General features: G+C 39.6%; 20 protein-coding genes and 2 tRNA genes. 12 read left to right on the top strand and 10 right to left on the bottom strand.

All coding sequences use genetic code 11. The annotated features are described in order from the left end of the window. Positions 1 to 261: 261 nt before the first annotated feature. From L1267_RS10075 to L1267_RS10030, 10 genes are all read right to left on the bottom strand, one after another. Positions 262 to 483: a DUF2835 family protein gene (locus L1267_RS10075; RefSeq protein ID WP_135924807.1), complete on the bottom strand. Its 222-nt coding sequence runs from the start codon at positions 481 to 483 to the stop codon at positions 262 to 264. Then, positions 483 to 3,077 (bottom strand): aminopeptidase N, encoded by a 2,595-nt coding sequence (gene pepN / locus L1267_RS10070; RefSeq protein WP_235382742.1) that lies wholly within the window; start codon positions 3,075 to 3,077, stop codon positions 483 to 485. The genes L1267_RS10075 and pepN overlap by 1 nt, the downstream gene beginning before the upstream one ends. 45 nt (positions 3,078 to 3,122) lie before the next feature. Beyond that, positions 3,123 to 4,604: a Na+/H+ antiporter NhaC gene (nhaC, locus tag L1267_RS10065; protein WP_135924812.1), complete on the bottom strand. Its 1,482-nt coding sequence runs from the start codon at positions 4,602 to 4,604 to the stop codon at positions 3,123 to 3,125. Between the two features lie 175 nt (positions 4,605 to 4,779). After that, positions 4,780 to 6,804 carry a carboxy terminal-processing peptidase gene (gene prc / locus L1267_RS10060; protein WP_135924815.1) on the bottom strand — a complete coding sequence of 675 codons (2,025 nt, stop codon included), beginning with the start codon at positions 6,802 to 6,804 and terminating at the stop codon, positions 4,780 to 4,782. 27 nt (positions 6,805 to 6,831) lie between these two features. After that, positions 6,832 to 7,482 carry an RNA chaperone ProQ gene (proQ, locus tag L1267_RS10055; RefSeq protein ID WP_138557580.1) on the bottom strand — a complete coding sequence of 217 codons (651 nt, stop codon included), beginning with the start codon at positions 7,480 to 7,482 and terminating at the stop codon, positions 6,832 to 6,834. A gap of 14 nt (positions 7,483 to 7,496) precedes the next feature. Continuing rightward, positions 7,497 to 7,775, bottom strand: coding sequence for a hypothetical protein (locus tag L1267_RS10050; protein ID WP_135924820.1), 279 nt, complete (start codon positions 7,773 to 7,775; stop codon positions 7,497 to 7,499). Continuing rightward, positions 7,772 to 8,233 (bottom strand): GAF domain-containing protein, encoded by a 462-nt coding sequence (locus L1267_RS10045; protein ID WP_135924823.1) that lies wholly within the window; start codon positions 8,231 to 8,233, stop codon positions 7,772 to 7,774. The genes L1267_RS10050 and L1267_RS10045 overlap by 4 nt, the downstream gene beginning before the upstream one ends. Before the next feature lie 125 nt (positions 8,234 to 8,358). Then, positions 8,359 to 8,754, bottom strand: coding sequence for a hypothetical protein (locus L1267_RS10040; protein ID WP_235382741.1), 396 nt, complete (start codon positions 8,752 to 8,754; stop codon positions 8,359 to 8,361). A 152-nt stretch (positions 8,755 to 8,906) separates the two neighbouring features. After that, positions 8,907 to 8,997, bottom strand: a tRNA-Ser gene (locus L1267_RS10035). Positions 8,998 to 9,039: 42 nt separating this feature from the next. Further along, positions 9,040 to 9,130: transfer RNA gene (locus L1267_RS10030), tRNA-Ser, on the bottom strand. 259 nt (positions 9,131 to 9,389) lie between these two features. Between L1267_RS10030 and L1267_RS10025 the strand changes: the two genes are divergently transcribed. The 12 genes from L1267_RS10025 (at position 9,390) to L1267_RS09970 (ending at position 17,463) form a co-directional block, all read left to right on the top strand. Next, positions 9,390 to 10,055, top strand: a complete 666-nt coding sequence (locus L1267_RS10025; protein ID WP_135924827.1) for a Bax inhibitor-1/YccA family protein — start codon at positions 9,390 to 9,392, stop codon at positions 10,053 to 10,055. Between the two features lie 55 nt (positions 10,056 to 10,110). Then, complete coding sequence (gene tusD / locus L1267_RS10020; RefSeq protein ID WP_135924830.1) at positions 10,111 to 10,464, top strand: sulfurtransferase complex subunit TusD; 354 nt, start codon at positions 10,111 to 10,113, stop codon at positions 10,462 to 10,464. Next, on the top strand, positions 10,461 to 10,817 hold the full coding sequence (gene tusC / locus L1267_RS10015; RefSeq protein WP_135924832.1) for a sulfurtransferase complex subunit TusC: 357 nt from the start codon (positions 10,461 to 10,463) through the stop codon (positions 10,815 to 10,817). Before tusD ends, tusC begins: the two co-directional genes overlap by 4 nt. Continuing rightward, on the top strand, positions 10,814 to 11,080 hold the full coding sequence (tusB, locus tag L1267_RS10010) for a sulfurtransferase complex subunit TusB (RefSeq protein ID WP_135924835.1): 267 nt from the start codon (positions 10,814 to 10,816) through the stop codon (positions 11,078 to 11,080). The genes tusC and tusB overlap by 4 nt, the downstream gene beginning before the upstream one ends. Before the next feature lie 3 nt (positions 11,081 to 11,083). After that, positions 11,084 to 11,413 (top strand): TusE/DsrC/DsvC family sulfur relay protein, encoded by a 330-nt coding sequence (locus L1267_RS10005; protein WP_135924837.1) that lies wholly within the window; start codon positions 11,084 to 11,086, stop codon positions 11,411 to 11,413. After that, the gene (locus L1267_RS10000) at positions 11,413 to 12,060 is read left to right on the top strand and encodes an rRNA large subunit pseudouridine synthase E (RefSeq protein WP_235382740.1); all 648 of its coding nucleotides are present in this window, start codon (positions 11,413 to 11,415) and stop codon (positions 12,058 to 12,060) included. Before L1267_RS10005 ends, L1267_RS10000 begins: the two co-directional genes overlap by 1 nt. Then, positions 12,053 to 12,487: an NUDIX hydrolase gene (locus L1267_RS09995; RefSeq protein ID WP_199526424.1), complete on the top strand. Its 435-nt coding sequence runs from the start codon at positions 12,053 to 12,055 to the stop codon at positions 12,485 to 12,487. The genes L1267_RS10000 and L1267_RS09995 overlap by 8 nt, the downstream gene beginning before the upstream one ends. A 176-nt stretch (positions 12,488 to 12,663) precedes the next feature. Then, complete coding sequence (gene mnmA, locus L1267_RS09990; protein WP_119852693.1) at positions 12,664 to 13,764, top strand: tRNA 2-thiouridine(34) synthase MnmA; 1,101 nt, start codon at positions 12,664 to 12,666, stop codon at positions 13,762 to 13,764. Continuing rightward, on the top strand, positions 13,764 to 14,366 hold the full coding sequence (hflD, locus tag L1267_RS09985) for a high frequency lysogenization protein HflD (RefSeq protein ID WP_138557585.1): 603 nt from the start codon (positions 13,764 to 13,766) through the stop codon (positions 14,364 to 14,366). The genes mnmA and hflD overlap by 1 nt, the downstream gene beginning before the upstream one ends. A 33-nt stretch (positions 14,367 to 14,399) precedes the next feature. After that, positions 14,400 to 15,770: an adenylosuccinate lyase gene (gene purB, locus L1267_RS09980; protein WP_235382739.1), complete on the top strand. Its 1,371-nt coding sequence runs from the start codon at positions 14,400 to 14,402 to the stop codon at positions 15,768 to 15,770. A gap of 73 nt (positions 15,771 to 15,843) precedes the next feature. Further along, positions 15,844 to 16,989 (top strand): cupin domain-containing protein, encoded by a 1,146-nt coding sequence (locus L1267_RS09975; RefSeq protein WP_235382738.1) that lies wholly within the window; start codon positions 15,844 to 15,846, stop codon positions 16,987 to 16,989. A gap of 12 nt (positions 16,990 to 17,001) precedes the next feature. After that, positions 17,002 to 17,463, top strand: coding sequence for a GNAT family N-acetyltransferase (locus L1267_RS09970; RefSeq protein ID WP_135924853.1), 462 nt, complete (start codon positions 17,002 to 17,004; stop codon positions 17,461 to 17,463). Positions 17,464 to 17,508 lie beyond the last annotated feature (45 nt).

The raw sequence follows: 17,508 nt of genomic DNA, 5'->3' as shown, positions 1-17,508 counted from the left end.
TTAGTATCTTTCTAACGATAGAAGCGAAACAATAAAAATACAATATAGAACGCGTTCAATCGGTTAATATTTATTTAAAAATGTGACGTTTACGTATTGGTAAGACGTCATACCAGATATTTTATACACGTAAATTAACAATAGAACAAATCGAATTAACAAAAATATAATAAAATTACTGTTTTGAAGAGCAAGAAAATAACTACAAATGAGGCTTTTTTACTGGGTACTGAGCAATAAAAAAGCAGCTATAGCTGCTTTTTAACTCACTTTCTCTAATTTTATAAACTGATTTTCATCGGTTAATGTTAGCCGAAAGCGCCCTCTTATTCCTAAAGAAGAAATGTGCGGGCGTAAATAACGAGCATCGAATCGTACGATTTTACCGCCGTCTTCTGTTACCTGAACAGACTTATATTTACCATGATAGTAATCAAGACATTCAGCATAACTAAGGTACAAAGCAAAATAGTATTCTCTCATTAGCTTTCAAGTGCTTTCTCAACCTTTTCAAATAAATCATCGCTTAACCCTTCTAAATTTGCTAAACGCATTAACTGCGCTTTTATAGCTGCTGAACGATTTTCGTCGTAACGTCGCCATGACATAAATGGTGTTAGCATTCGCGATGCATTTTGAGGGTTAATATCATTTAATTTAACTAATAAGTCGCCCAAAAGTTCATAACCTTTACCATCTGCACGATGGAATTGGGTAATATTAAAATGACTAAAGCTGCCAACTAATGCCCGTACACGATTTGGGTTTCCAAAATCGAAGCTTGGATGATTATAAAGAGCTTTAATATCTTCAATACTGCTCGCTGTCTCTTTCATCGCTTGCAGTGCAAACCATTTATCCATTACAAGTACATCATGACGCCATTTTGCATCAAATTCATCAAGTAATGTGTCACACAATGGGTGGTTAGCTTTCACAACAGCACTTAATGCTGCCAATACATTCGTCATATTACTACTGTGAGCAGACTCATTAATTAAGCTATTTACTGAGTTGTGATTTGTTTTAGCTAAATAGTACAAGCAAACTTGTTTAAGAGCACGTATGGCTACAGCAGTTGCAGAGGTTGATCCATCATCCAACAGAGCGTTATAACAATTAACAAAAGAGTCAGCTAAACTGCTTGCAATTTGCGCTTCAAAGGTATTTTGCACTGAGATGATGTCATCCACAGGAATGATTGAGTATTCCGCGGCTAAAGTATCGTAACTGGGGAGTTTTAACAGTTCTGCAATTAGTGCAAGATCACCCTCTCGCTCATCAATAAGTGTTTTAAGCGCATTAATTATTTCATCTGATAAGTTAGCATCACCAGATGCAACAGCTTGTTTCATCTCATTAGTAAATAAGCGTTGTTGAGCATCCCAGCGCGAAAAGTCACTACGGGCAAAACGCATAATATGTAAAAGATCAGCAGCAGAAGTGTTTTGATTAACAATGCATGGCGCAGAGAAGTCCTCTAACAGCACTGCGACTGGACGCTGTTTAATCCCTTCAAAAACAAACTGCTGTGTTTTTTCAGTGACATTTAATACCGAATCTTGTGGCTGGTTATTAATCACAAGAGGTAGTGACTGCCCTACACTGTCTAAAAGCTCAACAGCAAACGGAATATGCAATAAGGCATTGTCAGGTTGATTATCAGGAGCAAACTGTTCAATGCTGAGTGTGAAGGTCTGCTTTTGTTCATCGTAAACTTGTTCTACATTAAGTTTTGGCGTTCCAGCTTGACTATACCAACGCTTAAATTGCGTTAAATCGATACCTGATGCATCACTCATAGCAGCAACAAAATCATCACAGGTAACAGCTTGTCCGTCATGACGCTCAAAATACAATGACATACCTTGTTGGAACTTTTCTTCACCCAGTAAGGTATGCATCATACGAATAACTTCAGCCCCTTTGTCATACACAGTAACCGTGTAAAAGTTGTTCATTTCGATGACTTTTTCAGGGCGAATTGGGTGTGCCATTGGCCCCGCATCTTCACTAAATTGGTGCGTTCGCATCACTTTAACCGCATCAATTCGATTGAGTGCTCGCGACCCCATATCACTACTAAACTCTTGATCGCGGAAAACAGTCAATCCCTCTTTTAAAGACAATTGGAACCAATCACGGCATGTAACTCGGTTTCCTGTCCAGTTGTGGAAGTACTCGTGACCTACAATTGATTCAATCGTATGGTAATCTTTATCTGTGGCTGTTTCTTGATTCGCCAGAACACATTTAGAGTTAAAGATATTTAAACCTTTATTTTCCATCGCGCCCATGTTGAAGAAATCAACAGCGACAATCATGTAAATATCTAAATCGTATTCAAGGTTAAAGCGCTCTTCATCCCATCGCATTGATTTTTTGAGAGATGTCATAGCATGAGGTGTTTTTGATAAATTTCCTTTATCAACAAATAAAGCTAATTCAACATTGCGACCTGACTTGGTTGTATAATGATCACGTAGCACATCAAAGTCACCAGCGACTAATGCAAATAAGTAGCTAGGCTTTTTAAATGGGTCTTGCCATTTTACAAAGTGCCGACCGTCATCTAAGTTACCAGCCTCAATTTGGTTACCATTTGAGAGCAAGTGAGTATATTTTTTGTCAGCAATAATAGTCACATCAAAACTGGCAAGTACGTCTGGACGGTCGAGGTAATAGGTAATTTTTCGAAAACCTTCGGCTTCACATTGCGTACAGTAAGCACCACCCGACAAATACAAACCTTCTAGTGAAGTATTCGTTTGCGGATCAATATGGTTTTCTATTTTCAGAATAAAGTTTTCTGGTAGGTTATGAATGATTAGTTTTTCATCTTCGAGTGTATAATCATCATAGGCTTTATCATCAACCACCACTGAGATAAGCGTTAAATCAACACCATCAAGAGCAAGGTCCGAATTACTTTCATCAGTACGATTGATTGTCATTGTAGACTGTACTGACGTTTGTAAAGGCGCTAATTCGAAGCGTAAATCGATATGTTGAATTGAAAATTGAGGGGCTTGATAATCTTTTAAATATTGAGCTTGAGGTTTACTCGTAGCAGACATAACTGGCTCCAAAATGGCCCTGCAACTATACAGGGCCTAAGTTTATTATTCAGCGCTAGCTTCTTGTTTAACGTGTTTTGGGGTAATACGTAAAATCTTAATACCTAAATAGGCGTAAACAACCGCTAAGAATGGATTAATTAAATTAAAGAATGCATACATAGCGTAATCAAATGGATTTATTAATAAAACACTCTGCATGTAAGCACCACAGGTATTCCAAGGTATAAGTGGGCTTGTAATAGTACCGCCATCCTCTAATGTGCGAGATAAGTTAACTGGCTTCAAACCGCGCTTTTCGTACTCGTCTTTAAACATTCGACCAGGAACAACAATCGCAATATATTGGTCAGCTGCTACCGCATTTGTACCAATACAGGTTGCGATAGTGGCAGTAATAAGCGAGCCTGTGCTTTTTGCTATTTTTAAAATGCTCTTTACGAACATATCAAGTAAACCGGTTTTTTCCATAATAGCGCCGAACATCAAGGCTGTCATAATCAGCCAAGTTGTTGTTAGCATGCCTGCCATACCGCCACCACTTAATAGTGAGTCCATTTTTTCATCGCCAGTATCGATACTGAAACCGTCGAAGAAGGTTGTCCAAACTAGTTTAAAATAGCCAATCGCGTGGCCTTGTGATGCATCAATTTGGCTATTTATTAAATCTGATTGAAATAACATCGCCCAAATCGCACCTAATACTGCCCCGATAGAAATTGCAGGAAATGCTGGCATTTTACGGATCGCTAAGAAAAGTAATACAGCTAACGGCACTAGCATCTCAAAGCCAATATTGAAGTTTTGCTCTAATAAATTAACGATTTCATCAATACGGCCTGCTTCTGTCGAACCACCTGCATTAAATCCCATAAAAATAAAAATAATTAACGCAATAATAAAGCTTGGCACTGTTGTCCAGAGCATATGATGAATATGTTCAAATAAATCAGCTCCCGCAACAGCAGGAGCCAAATTAGTGGTTTCTGATAATGGACTTAACTTATCACCAAAGTAAGCACCAGAAATAACCGCACCCGCAGTAACAACTTGTTCAAGGCCAAGGCCTGTTGCGACACCAAGCAGTGCAACACCAATGGTCGCAGCTGTAGTCCATGAGCTACCGATACTCATCGCAACAATGCCACAAATTAAGCAACTTGCTGCGTAAAACCAGCTTGGATTAATGATCTGTAAACCATAGTAAATTAAGGTTGGTACAGTGCCTGAAAGTAGCCAAGTACCAATTAAAGCACCGACCATCAAAAGAATGATGATTGCACCAAGAGACAAAGTGATCCCTTCGATCATGGCTTGTTCTAGTTTCTTCCAGGTATAACCATTTTTTAAGCCAATTAATGCGGCAGTAAAGGTGGCAAATAATAATGCGATTTGATTTGGACCCGATGATGAGTTATCACCGAATAAGTAAACTGCTGCACCTAGCAGGCAAACCAGCACTGAAATTGGGATCAGGGCGTCCAAAAAGCTGGCCTGTTTAACAGGTTTATCTTCAACTGAATTCAAAAGATAGTCTCCTACACGTCTTATATGGCGTGTTTAATTATTATTGTTCATAAGCCTCAAACCCTTATAGTTTAAGGCTATCAGATTTTTCATTATAACAAGATGACCTGTTTTAGGTAGCAAAAAAGGCGCCTAAGCGCCTTTTTATTGAACAATTTTGCTAAAAAAATGCTAATTATTTTTTCGCGATACGACCATATTTAATATAGTCCTGAGTGATCAGAGCCGCTTCTTCTAAGAATGGGTCTAAATCATCTAGCACATCAGGTAAGTCGTCTAGTTTCTCAACTGGCTTTTCACCCAGACGAACCAAACGTTCATTCGCACGCTCTAATGCACGCTCTTCGCCTTCGTCTTTCTCTTTTAAGCGGTCAGCTTCAACTAGTGAGATAGTCTTACGGTCTTTCTCTTCTTGATAGCGCTTAATGTCATCAAACACATAACCAAACTCAGGTTCACTTGCAATACGTGCATCATGAAGCTTATTAACGTAAGAGATAGCTGGTTTTAGGTTATCAACTGAGTTGTATTTAGCACGGATGATACTATCCCAAGGTAGTGCATTATCTTGCTGGCTTTCGCCCCATTCTGCAGGATCGATAGCTGAAGGGAAAGATACGTCTGGTATCACGCCTTTGTGCTGTGTACTACCGCCATTGATACGGTAGAATTTTGCAATCGTATATTGCACGCTACCTAATGGATGATCATATAAATCGTAAGCACGGCCAAGCGGTTTATGCTGCTGTACAGTGCCTTTACCAAATGTTTGCTCACCAATCACAATTGCACGACCATAATCTTGCATTGCCGCAGCAAAAATTTCCGAGGCAGAGGCACTATAACGGTCAACTAATACCGTTAATGGGCCATCATAAAAAGTCACACCATCACGGTCTTTTTGCTCTTCAATACGATTATTTAGTGTATGGATTTGAACGACCGGGCCTTGATCTATAAATAAACCAGAAAGTTGTGTCGCTTCATATAAAGAACCACCACCATTTTGACGTAAGTCGATGATAATACCATCAACTTTAGCTTCTTTTAATTTAGCAAGCTCAACTTTTACATCTTGTGATAGGTTATTGTAAAAGCCTGGTATTTCAATCACACCGATTTTACTGGTTAAATCTGAATACTTTGCTTCAAACACATTTGATTTGGCAGCACGGTCTTCTAAGCGAATTTTATCACGGGTTATTTCAACCACTTTAGGAGTGCCGTGAGCATCTGCACCTTTTAGATATTGTAAACGTACTTTGGTGCCTTTTGGACCTTTTATAAGCTCAACAACATCATCTAAGCGCCAACCGATAACATCAACAAAGTCTTCACCTTCTTGGGCAACACCAATAATACGGTCATCAGCTTTAATTTGCTCTGACTTATCTGCTGGACCACCCGGTACTAGGCTACGAATTACTGTGTAATCTTCATCATAACTAAGGACTGCGCCGATACCTTCTAACTCAAGGTCCATATCCATCTTGAATTGTTCAGCACGTCGTGGAGATAAATAAGAAGTATGCGCTTCGATGCTTCGTGCAAACGAGTTCATTACAATTTGAAACGCATCTTCACTATTTGTTTGTACTAAGCGTTTTTGCGCATTGTGGTAACGCTTGGTTAAAACATCTTTAATGCCTTGCCAATCTTTACCTGTCATTTTTAAGCGTAACGCATCATATTTAACTCGTTGACGCCATAACTCATCTAACTCAGCCTGAGTTGTTGCCCAACTCGCGTCCTCGCGGTCGAACATGTATTCATCTTCTTTATCAAAAGTCATTTCTTTATCAAGTAATGACAATGAATAATCATAACGCTCAAAACGTCGTTTTAAGCTTAAGTTAAAAATATCAAAAGCAAACCCAAGCTTCCCTGTCGAAAGTGCATTATCAAACTGGTCTTTATATTGCGAGAATGATGCAATATCTGAAGCTAAAAAAACACTTTTGTTGAAATCAAGGGATTCGATGTAACGATCAAAAACTTGCTCAGATAATTCGTCGTTAAAACGAATAGGTTTGTAGTGTGCACGAGTAAATAAGTTTGTCACCCGTTTACTAGCCGTACTATGCTGGCTTTCTTGCTTAAGAATAGGCAAATCTTCAACAGTAAGATTGTCTGTAGATGCCAATAATGAACCTGAAAACAGGGCAGCGACTAACGGAATGAGCGTAAACTTATTACTCATACACAACTCCTTAATTTTTTACAGCTATTAAATGATATACAGGCTGTCTGCTTTGGTCTTAACTTGCATCCCTGTTACTAACTCAACATGAACCTCATCTTTGTTCACTTCAGTAATAACCGCATTAACAAGTGCTTGGCCAAGTTTAACTTTAACTTTGCTATTTACCTTGACCTCAGAGGCAGGTAAAGGTTCAACTTTTCCAGAACGTTTTGCAGGTGCAGCTTTTGCAGGCTTATTGCTAACTTTAGCGCCTTTTTCAGCTGATTTTGCATGATGACCCGTATTCTTTTTGTAAGATTTTGTGTCACCGTCTTTGCGTGGACGTTGTTGCTTTTTGCGTTTAGCCATTTTTGCACGGCTTTCTTCTAACGCTTTTTGTGCATGTTCAACGTGTTCTTGTTCCACTTTTTCGTCTTGATTACCATCAAGATCGATACGAAACTCAGATTTAGTTACTGCTTCTAAATAACGCCAATTAGAGGTGTATTTTCTTAGCGCTTGACGAACCTGAGTTTTACTTACTTTCTCAGAACCTTCAATGCGCTCAGCGATATCTTTAAAAATACCTACTTTTAGCGGTTGAATGCCGTCTTTTTGTTTAAAACATTGTGGAAATTCTTGGTATAAGAAATCCAGTACTTCATTAATATCTTTTAGCTTGTTTGTGGTTTCCATGTTAGAACCTTTTATTACATCTTTTCATCAAGTGATGAATCGACATAGTGTGTTACCCAGTCGGTCAACTCTTCGAAGTCCGCTTCAATAAGCGCTAAATCACCGCGAAGGTGTTCCCAAATACCATTAATAATTTCATCAATTGATTCACAGTCAAGGTCATCAGGTAGACGATCCCAAGCCATGTGAATCAAGTCGTTGAGCCTTTCAGCAACAACTTCTTCTTCCCCTTCCCAATCACCTACATCGTGAATCGCAAAAAGGTAATCTTGCACATTTAGCAGATCTTTCATTTTAGATTTGCCTCAAAGCATTTTACCAATGCTTCTAAACCAGCTTGATCATCAGTATCAAAACGGCCAATGCTCGGGCTATCAATATCAAGTACAGCAAACACTTTACCATCTTTGAAAACAGGTACAACAATTTCAGAATTTGATGCTGCATCACATGCAATATGACCTGCAAATGCGTGAACATCTTCAACTAATTGTGTTTGTTGTGTTTGTGCAGCAGTACCACATACCCCTTTACCTACTGGAATACGGATGCATGCTGGATTGCCTTGAAACGGCCCTAACACTAATTCTTCGGGAGAATCCATTAGATAAAAGCCCGCCCAGTTTATATCCTCTAAAGAGGTAAACAACAACGCACTTAAATTTGCCATATTTGCAATGACATTTGATTCACCTGCAATTAGTGATTCAGCTTGTTTAACTAATGACTGGTAAAAATCCTGCTTTTGCATACCAAACTACTTCTTATTAAACATACAGTAGCTAAAGGTACTCTTTGTAAGCAATAAATGAAACCTTTTAAGGGCAAAAAAAAACAATTTGCCCTTAAAATAAGCTAGCTTGATTAAATATTCTGCTATTGATGTGGAGATTGGGTTGCTAACTCCTGTCTTAAACCAAATAAAAACAGCCCTGCTGCTAAGGCAGACATAACTGCATTGATTACAAATGCCATCCCTGTAGTTGCACTTAACAAGTAACTAAAAATTGCCCCACCTAATAATCCCAGTGTCAAAACACCCGAATAGTTTACTTTTGCATATTTATACATAAGTAAATAACCCGGTACTACAAACGCTGCCATTGTAAGACCCACAATGTGCGCATTAGCGATTGCACTGACAAGTAGATTAAAAAAAATATTCAGCCCATTACCATCTAAGGTAAAAGCATAATAAAGGCCGAGGATACAACCTACGATAACGGGCGATAATAATGAAAGTCCTACACTCTTTGCTAAACGATGTTTCATAAATTCCCTAATTTCACAAAGATAATACGAGATACGTAAAGCATGGACTAAGTGGTTGAAATGCGAAATATCGACAATAGTCGTAATTTGTAAAACTGAGGAAAGGCTGTAGAAACAAAAAAGCCGCTGAATAAATTCAGCGGCTTCAATGATGGTGGAGAGATAGGGATTTGAACCCTAGAGGGGCTACAAACCCCTGCCGGTTTTCAAGACCGGTGCATTCGACCACTCTGCCATCTCTCCGAATGCGAAAAACCTACTCGCTAACGCCAGTAGTAAAAATAATGGTGGAGAGATAGGGATTTGAACCCTAGAGGGGCTACAAACCCCTGCCGGTTTTCAAGACCGGTGCATTCGACCACTCTGCCATCTCTCCGACGGCGTGCATAATAGATAAGGCAGCTGTGTTTGTGAAGCTTTTTTTTCAAAAATCTGTTTAAGTGATTAAAAAACAACTAAATCGCTCAGCATTAACACAATTAAAGTCAAAATATAATCGATTTGAACTTTTTGATTATTTTGCATGTCTATTGATCTACAAAGGTTTGCCCAAACATATAACTCTTGATAGGCTTAGTTTCAGTTTAATATTGGAACTAACGAACGAATTAAGTTCATTCAAAGGAGCTCTAACAATGGCGTTTAATCAATCGTACAATACCACTAGACCGGTAATGTCGACTATTGAAACAAATAAAGTATTAAAAAATACTTACTTTTTACTGGCTATGACACTTGCTTTTAGCGCAGTAACTGCAGGTATTTCAATGGCGATGAATCTACCTTATTTTATGGGGTTAGTATTTAGCTTGATTGCATTTGGTGTTCTTTTTGTAGTTAACAAAAAGGCTGACAGTGCATCAGGTGTTGCATGGGTGTTTGTATTTACTGGTTTGATGGGCGCGGGCCTTGGCCCTATGCTTAACTACTATGCAGCAATGCCGAACGGTCCAATGCTAATAATGCAAGCGCTTGGTTCTACTGCGTTGATCTTCTTTGGTTTGTCTGCGTATGCACTTACCACTAAAAAAGACTTCTCATTTATGGGCGGCTTTTTAACTGTTGGTTTAATCGTGGTTATCATTGCAAGCCTAGTAAACCTCTTTATTGGTAGCTCTATCACCTTCATGGTTATTAATGCAGCTGTTGTATTGATTATGTCTGGTTTAATCTTATTCGATACAAGCCGTATCATAAATGGCGGCGAGACAAACTATATTCGTGCCACAGTATCTTTATACCTGAACGTCTATAACTTATTTACATCTCTTCTACACCTACTTGGTGCAAGTGATGACTAATTAAATAGTTCTGTTAAAATAGCCCCTTTCTAGGGGCTTTTTTATTGGATGCGTTTTGGCAAAATTTGTACTTTCTCTTCACACCGCACCGACTGACCACGATACTACACAACGTCTGATTAAATTTTCACAGGCATGCATTGAGTCAGGTCACACTATTTCAGCTGTTTTTTTATACCAAGCAGGTGTTTTTCATGCCAGCCAACATTTAGAACTTGCCAGTGACGAGCTACCAATAAGTCGTTTGTGGCAAGGTTTACATGAACAAGCTATTCCGCTTTTATTATGCGTTACAGCTGCAGAAAAACGAGGATTAGATATTAACCAAACGGGTGTTTTCACAGTGGCGGGGTTAGCTGAGTTTGCAATGCTTGCCAGTGATGCTGATAAATGGGTGCAATTTAAATGAAAAACGTATTAGTTATTAGCCAACACAGCCCGTTTGATGACCAGCATATTCGTGACTCACTCGACACAACGCTAATTTTCGCTGCTATTGAACAAAACATTAGCTGGTTGCTCAGTGGTGAGGCAGTTTTAGCTCTAAAAAAGAATCAACAGCCAGAACAACTTGGTATCAAAAACTATTTTAAAACCATTAAGACGCTTGAGTTATATGATGTAGAAAATATTTATGTGTGCGAAAAATCATTAATAGACTTTAATTTAACAAAAGATAAATTAATTATTGATGTGAAGGTAGCCAGTTTTGAGCAGCAACGTCATTTAATAAGCCAACAAGATCAGGTGGTAACATTATGAGCACACTTCATATATTTGCTAAACCACTTTCTCATTATTGCACCAATACGCTAGCAAATTTAATAGCCGCAGAGGATACTATTCTATTAGTTAGCGACGCTTGCTACAGCAGCACGCAATTTAAGCAATTTTCATCCGCTTTATATTTACTCAATGAAGATGCCACAGCACGAAATATCTCTATAAGCTTGGGCGACATCGCAATCGACTACACGCAATTTGTAGAAATGACTTTAAACACAAAGAACACGATTACTTGGTAAACCATGCTTGAATTTAATAACAAACAAATAGAAACTGACAAACAAGGTTATTTACTTGACTCAAATGATTGGTGTGAAGAGCTTGCACCAATCATTGCTGAGCAAGAGAATATTACGTTAAGTGAACAGCACTGGGAAGTTGTGCACTTTGTGCGTGATTTTTACTTAGAATATAACACCAGCCCAGCAATCCGTATGCTGGTCAAAGCCATGGCCCAAAAACTAGGTGAAGAAAAAGGTAATAGTATGTACTTATATAAACTATTTCCCAAAGGCCCAGCTAAACAAGCAACTAAAATTGCAGGTTTGCCTAAACCGGCTAGGTGTATTTAATGGTCAACAAAGCCAATAGCAAACCACGTCGTAGTAGCGGTCGAACGTATTCAAGGCCCACGCAAAAACGCCAAGTTAAAAAAGCAATCAGTCCAGAGCAGCGCAAAGTAGTGCTGTTTAACAAACCATTTGATGTGCTTTGCCAATTTACTGATGATCAAAACCGCAAAACGCTTGCCGACTTTATTAGTATTAAAGACGTGTATGCAGCAGGACGCTTAGACAGAGATAGCGAAGGGCTTTTGCTACTTACAAACTGCGGCAAGTTACAACATACACTCACTGAACCCAATAAAAAAACAGCTAAAACGTATTGGGTTCAAGTAGAAGGCGATGTCAGTGATGAGGCTATTTTTGCCCTAAACAAAGGCGTAGAACTTAAAGATGGCATGACCAAGCCTGCCAAGGTTAAACGTATTGATGAGCCATCCGTTTGGCCTCGTACCCCGCCCGTTCGCGAGCGCAAAAACATACCTACCAGCTGGTTGGAAATCTCTATCACTGAGGGACGCAATCGCCAAGTTCGTCGCATGACTGCTCATGTTGGCTTTCCAACTCTACGATTAATTCGTTACAGCATTGGTAACTATACTCTCGATGGTTTGGATAGTGGTCAGTTTAAAGTAGTGAACAATCCAGATGCATAAACCTAATGTCACAGTCGCGGCTATCGTTACATGCGAAGATAAGTTTTTACTTGTTAAAGAACGCGATAAACACACAGGTGAGATCTGTTATAACCAGCCTGCCGGTCATTTGGAGGCAAATGAAACCTTAGCTGAAGCTGCTTGTCGTGAGCTTATTGAAGAGACAGGTATTAGCCTTAATGCCAGCCATCTGGTTGGTATTTACAATTTACATGCAGCTAATGGCGTCCATTATATGCGTTTTAGCTTTGCTTTTACTTGCCCAGAGCTATATTTACCATCCCCCCAAGATAATGACATTCTCAGTGCCGATTGGTTTAGCATTGAGCAAATAAGAAACTTACCACTTAGAAGCCCGCTGGTTTTAAAATGCATTGAAGATCATTTAGCTGGCCAAGCCTACCCCCTAAGTTTGATTTACCAATAACCGCTGTAATTTTGGCTGGTTTGGGCGTCTAAAAGTATGCTATATCCAACCCACTATTACTTGCAATCAATGCCTTGCCTAAATCGCTTTTAATTCCAACTGAAACTCGCATCTTGAGGTGGTTTGGGTATATAATACCGCCCTTTCCATAGCAGTTAAAAATGACAGCGAATATTATGAGCGAAAATAGTCACATTAAAGTCATCGTGGGTATGTCCGGCGGTGTTGATTCTTCTGTATCAGCGTATTTATTAAAGCAGCAAGGCTATCAAGTTGAAGGCCTGTTCATGAAAAACTGGGAAGAAGACGATAATGATGAATATTGCGCTGCAGCTGAAGACCTAAAAGACGCACAAGCTGTGTGCGACAAGCTAGGCATTGAGCTTCACACTGTAAATTTTGCAGCCGAATACTGGGACAACGTATTTGAGTACTTTTTAGCTGAGTACAAAGCAGGCCGTACGCCAAACCCAGACATCATGTGTAATAAAGAAATCAAATTCAAAGCATTTTTAGAATTTGCAGCGCAAGCACTGGGTGCAGATTATATCGCGACTGGTCACTATGTGCGACGCGAAAAACGTGGTGATAAATTTGTCATGTGTCGTGGTCTTGATGACAACAAAGATCAAAGCTATTTCTTGTACACATTAAGCCATGAGCATATTGCACAAACACTTTTCCCTGTTGGCGACATTGCAAAACCAGAAGTACGCCGTATTGCTGAAGAGCAAGATTTAATTACGCATGATAAAAAAGACAGCACTGGTATTTGCTTTATCGGTGAGCGTAAATTTAAAGACTTTTTACAAAAATTCTTACCAGCTCAGCCAGGTAAAATTGAAGATACCGATGGCAATGAAGTGGGTGAGCACGAAGGTTTGATGTACCACACGCTGGGTCAACGTAAAGGCCTATTAATTGGCGGCATGAAAGAAGGCTCAGGTGAACCTTGGTACGTTGTAGATAAAGACGTTGAGCGCAACGTACTAGTCGTTGGCCAAGGTAAAGACCACCCTCGCCTATACAGTAATGGCTTAAATGCAAATCAACTTCACTGGGTTGACCGCGAAGGCCCTAAAGGGACTACGCGCTGTACGGTTAAAACCCGTTATCGCCAAGAAGATATCAGTTGTACATTACTCGTTGGTGAAGATGGTATGGCACGCGTGTTATTTGATGAGCCACAAAAAGCCGTGACTCCTGGTCAATCAGCCGTTTTCTATGCTGACGAAGTCTGCTTAGGCGGTGGGATTATTGATTCGGTGATCAAATAATGACAGAACACCAAGTCATGGCGTTAGCTGCCATGTGTCAAGTTGCTAAACAAGTACAAAAAGTTGCGCAATATGGCCAAGGTAGCGACCACGAATTAGAAAAGTTATTAAACTGTATAATTGAAACATCACCAAATAGTCCTGAAGATGTGTATCAGGGTAAACATAATTTACGTGAAGGCTATCGCATTTTGATTGCACAGCTTTCTGCCGGCGCAGACAAAGACGTCGAAATCGTGAAATATGTGGGTGGTTTAATGCAATTAGAACGTGCATTAAGTTCAAAACAAAACAGCTTAAATGAATTAGGTCGTCGCATTGATGATGTTAAACGTCGCCTCGACCATTTTGCTATCACAGATGATACTGTTGTAGCAGCGCTTGCTGATATTTACTCATCGGTGCTAAGCCCCCTTGGGCATCGTATTCAAGTGTACGGCAAGCCAGAGTTATTAAAACAGCAGCTCACGCAAAACAAAATTCGTGCCCTATTATTGGCCGGAATTCGTAGTGCCGTGTTATGGCGACAAATGGGCGGTAAGCGCCGTCATTTTTTCTTTGCAAAAAGAAAAATCCTCGCTATTGCTAAACAATCAATTTAATTATCGTTCAAACTAGACAATTTAGGAGTCATTATGGAGCTTTCAGCGTTAACCGCTATCTCTCCGGTAGATGGTCGCTATGGCAGCAAGACCACGGAACTACGCAGCATTTTCAGCGAATTTGGTTTAATCAAATACCGTGTAACTGTTGAAGTTCGTTGGTTACAAGCTTTGTCTGCAGCAAGCGCAATCACAGAAGTACCGGCATTTAGCGACGAGGCTAATGCTTTACTTAATGCCATTGTTGATAACTTTAGCGAAGCGGATGCTGCACGCGTTAAAGAGATCGAGCGCACAACTAACCATGACGTAAAAGCAGTTGAATACCTACTTAAAGAGAAAGTAGCTGACAACGCAGAGCTAAACGCAGTTAACGAATTCATCCACTTTGCCTGTACTTCAGAAGACATCAATAACCTGTCTCACGGTTTAATGCTTACAGAAGCGCGTGATAAAGTATTACTTCCATACTGTGACCAACTTCTAAATGCATTGAAAGAAAAAGCAGTTGAATACAAGTCAGTTGCGATGATGACGCGTACCCACGGTCAACCTGCTACGCCATCTACAATGGGTAAAGAGTTTGCAAACGTATACATGCGCTTAAAGCGTCAACGTGACCAAATTGCCAAGGTAGAAATGTTAGGTAAAATCAACGGTGCTGTAGGTAACTACAACGCTCACCTTAGTGCTTACCCAGATTACGATTGGCACAGCCACGCTGAGCAATTTGTAACAAGCCTAGGTTTAACATTTAACCCATTCACAACACAAATCGAGCCGCATGATTACATTGCAGAGTTATTCGATGCAGTTGCACGTTTCAACACTGTATTACTTGATTTTGACCGTGACGTTTGGGGCTACATTGCACTTAACCACTTCAAACAAAAAACAATCGCAGGTGAGATTGGTTCATCAACTATGCCTCACAAAGTAAACCCGATTGATTTTGAAAACTCTGAAGGTAACTTAGGTATTGCTAACGCTATCTTTACTCACCTTGCGCAAAAACTCCCTGTTTCTCGCTGGCAACGTGACTTAACTGACTCAACAGTGTTACGTAACCTAGGTGTTGGTATGGGCTACACACTTATCGCTTACCAAGCGACATTAAAAGGTGTTAGCAAGCTTGAAGTAAACGAAGAGCGTTTATTAGCAGAACTAGACCAAAACTGGGAATTGCTAGCAGAGCCAATTCAAACGGTTATGCGTAAATATGGTATCGAAAAGCCATATGAAAAACTTAAAGACCTTACTCGTGGTAAGCGCGTAAACCAAGAAATCATGGCTGATTTCATCGATGGTCTTGAGTTACCTGAAGAAGCAAAAGTAGAAATGAAAAAATTAACTCCGGCTAATTACATTGGCCGCGCTGTTGAGTTCATCGACAACTTAGCTTAAATTCAAATTAAGACTTAAAAAAGCGAAAGGCCTTCCTTTCGCTTTTTTTATATCAATTCGCTTAGGTCATGTTATGTATCAATTAACCATCAATTCATTAACCCAAGAGCAATTTTTAGCTGAGTATTGGCAGAAAAAACCATTACTTATAAAGCAAGGCTTCAAGGATTTTTCAGATCCGATTGAACCCGAAGAATTGGCCGGTCTTGCCATGGAAGAAAGCATTGAATCACGTATTGTGACCAATCACTCAGATGATTGGCAAGCATACCATGGTCCTTTTGAAGACTTTAACTTGCTAACTGAAAAGCACTCAACATTACTGGTGCAAGCAGTTGACCATTGGCATAGCGATGCAGCACAACTACTGGAGCCATTTCGCTTTATTCCAAACTGGCGTATCGATGATTTAATGATCAGCTACTCTACCCCGGGAGGTGGCGTGGGTCCGCATTTAGATCAATACGACGTGTTTATTATTCAAGGTGAAGGAAAGCGCCACTGGCGAGTTGGTTTACCTGATGCGAACTTAAAGCAATTTGCACAAAATAAGAGCCTGTTACAAGTTGAGCAATTTCCTGCAGTGATCGACTGTGTGTTAGAGCCGGGAGATATTCTCTATATTCCACCAGGTTGCCCACATGAAGGTTACGCAGTTGAAAATGCACTTAATTACTCTGTAGGTTTTAGAGCGCCAAATCAACGCGACTTGTTATCCCAATTTGCCGATCACCTCATCGATACTGAGCTTGGTAATCAACGATATGGTGATGCAGAGCTTAAGTTGCGTTCATCTAAAGGTGAACTTAACCAAACTGAAGCAGAAAAAGTAAAGCAACTTATGATTGCTGCGATTAATGATGACGCAGTATTCAAGACTTGGCTTGGTAACAGTATGAGTCAGCCAAAACATGACATGGATTTAGCGCCTTTAGAGGAGCCATATACACTAGATGACGTAAATGACTTACTCAATGATGAGGACGTTGTTTTTGAGCGTTTAGGTGGTACCCGTGCCATTTATCAAGTAATTGACGATAAAATACTTTTAAGTATTAATGGTGTTAATTATATGCATGATTTAGCTGACCTTGAATTAATAACAAAGCTCACAGATCAAACCTGCTTGACCTCTGCTGATATAAATAGTTCAAAAAATAATCACATTTTCTTGAAAACCTTTACTACACTTTTAAATGAGGGTATTTGGTTTTGTTAGGAGCGTGTTTATATGGGCTACATGATAGATGAAGTTGAATGGAGTATCGACAAGGAACTATTGCAACAAATCCGAGAGAGAGTATTTGTTTGCGAATTACATATTCCAAAACACGTCGAATTTGACCATTTAGATAAAACGGCTCATCACGTACTTGTTACTGATGAAAGTAATAAATGTCCAGTTGCGACTGGGCGCTTGTGTAATGATGGGTTAATTGGTCGGATTGCTGTGTTACCTGAACACCGTAACCGATCAGTTTACAAATCATTATTGAATTACTTAGTAGGTTTAGCTGAAAAACAAGGCTGTGATTGCGTTAGTATCAATTGCATATTAAATGAAGTTGATCGATTTAAACGAAATGGGTTTTCAGCTGATGGCTTAGTATTTATGGAGGCAGGAATTCCAAGACAACGGATGCTCTGCCCTATCAAGCAATTTGATACGCGGCCATTCACTTTGGTGCACTAGATGGTTTAAAAAGCTGAATATAATTATTCAGCTTTTTTATTTAAA

This window comes from Pseudoalteromonas sp. OFAV1, from assembly GCF_021532595.1.
Lineage (GTDB): Bacteria > Pseudomonadota > Gammaproteobacteria > Enterobacterales > Alteromonadaceae > Pseudoalteromonas > Pseudoalteromonas lipolytica_C.
Note: the sequence above shows the minus strand (reverse complement) of the source record. Positions and strands in the feature narration are given on the sequence as shown.

Coding starts and splice junctions, on each gene's coding strand:
- tusC (WP_135924832.1), top strand. CDS start 10,461: ATGAAAAACGTATTAGTTATTAGCCAACACAGCCCGTTTGATGACCAG.
- tusB (WP_135924835.1), top strand. CDS start 10,814: ATGAGCACACTTCATATATTTGCTAAACCACTTTCTCATTATTGCACC.
- L1267_RS10025 (WP_135924827.1), top strand. CDS start 9,390: ATGGCGTTTAATCAATCGTACAATACCACTAGACCGGTAATGTCGACT.
- L1267_RS10050 (WP_135924820.1), bottom strand. CDS start 7,775: ATGAAAGATCTGCTAAATGTGCAAGATTACCTTTTTGCGATTCACGAT.
- L1267_RS10000 (WP_235382740.1), top strand. CDS start 11,413: ATGGTCAACAAAGCCAATAGCAAACCACGTCGTAGTAGCGGTCGAACG.
- L1267_RS09970 (WP_135924853.1), top strand. CDS start 17,002: ATGGGCTACATGATAGATGAAGTTGAATGGAGTATCGACAAGGAACTA.
- L1267_RS09995 (WP_199526424.1), top strand. CDS start 12,053: ATGCATAAACCTAATGTCACAGTCGCGGCTATCGTTACATGCGAAGAT.
- pepN (WP_235382742.1), bottom strand. CDS start 3,077: ATGTCTGCTACGAGTAAACCTCAAGCTCAATATTTAAAAGATTATCAA.
- prc (WP_135924815.1), bottom strand. CDS start 6,804: ATGAGTAATAAGTTTACGCTCATTCCGTTAGTCGCTGCCCTGTTTTCA.
- proQ (WP_138557580.1), bottom strand. CDS start 7,482: ATGGAAACCACAAACAAGCTAAAAGATATTAATGAAGTACTGGATTTC.
- L1267_RS10040 (WP_235382741.1), bottom strand. CDS start 8,754: ATGAAACATCGTTTAGCAAAGAGTGTAGGACTTTCATTATTATCGCCC.
- hflD (WP_138557585.1), top strand. CDS start 13,764: ATGACAGAACACCAAGTCATGGCGTTAGCTGCCATGTGTCAAGTTGCT.
- L1267_RS09975 (WP_235382738.1), top strand. CDS start 15,844: ATGTATCAATTAACCATCAATTCATTAACCCAAGAGCAATTTTTAGCT.
- purB (WP_235382739.1), top strand. CDS start 14,400: ATGGAGCTTTCAGCGTTAACCGCTATCTCTCCGGTAGATGGTCGCTAT.
- mnmA (WP_119852693.1), top strand. CDS start 12,664: ATGAGCGAAAATAGTCACATTAAAGTCATCGTGGGTATGTCCGGCGGT.
- L1267_RS10045 (WP_135924823.1), bottom strand. CDS start 8,233: ATGCAAAAGCAGGATTTTTACCAGTCATTAGTTAAACAAGCTGAATCA.
- L1267_RS10075 (WP_135924807.1), bottom strand. CDS start 483: ATGAGAGAATACTATTTTGCTTTGTACCTTAGTTATGCTGAATGTCTT.
- L1267_RS10005 (WP_135924837.1), top strand. CDS start 11,084: ATGCTTGAATTTAATAACAAACAAATAGAAACTGACAAACAAGGTTAT.